This is a genomic window from Vibrio sp. 2134-1 (genome assembly GCF_033339495.1).
In genome coordinates this window covers 1-559 of sequence record NZ_JAWOUS010000785.1, presented here as the reverse complement: position 1 = coordinate 559, position 559 = coordinate 1, and the positions used below count along the sequence as shown (strand labels likewise).

Annotated in this window: 1 protein-coding gene; it reads left to right on the top strand. The window is 44.0% G+C overall.

From position 1 onward, the window contains the following. The coding region (locus R7R78_RS28535) for an AraC family ligand binding domain-containing protein (protein WP_225474901.1) at window positions 1-559 on the top strand (559 nt) is incomplete at both ends.

The following is a 559-nucleotide window of genomic DNA, read 5'->3' as shown; positions in this document are numbered from 1 at the left end:
GTCGGCATTGCTGCAGATGTTGGTAAACACGACTCAGGGATGCATCAGCACCATAAAGGTCAGTTACTTTACGCGCCACAGGGATGCATGACGTTTGCCCTAAATGATTCCATTTGTATTTTGCCGCCAACCAAAGCAGTGTGGATCCCACCTCATACTCCACATCGCGCCGTAATGACGAATGTTGTGGCGTATCGTTCTGTTTATTTCGATTGTGACAAGTTTTCTTTCCCGAAAAGCATCGTGATGATTGAAGTTAACGATCTCCTAAAAGCACTGATCAATAAAATGGCTTTGTGGGAGTGGGACATAGAGCAAACCAAAACAAATGCGACAACCATATTGTTTTGGGAAGAATTTTATCAAGCGAAGCAATTCGAGCTCACTTTACCATTGCCATCGGATCGTCGTTTGGCTTCATTTCGAAACGCGATGACAAAAGACGGATTCATTGCTCCTGATCTCAACCATTTATCGAAAACAATCGGGGCAAGCAGTAAGACAATTACAAGACTGTTTAAGTCCGAAACAGGCATGTCTTATCAAGATTGGCGCCAGC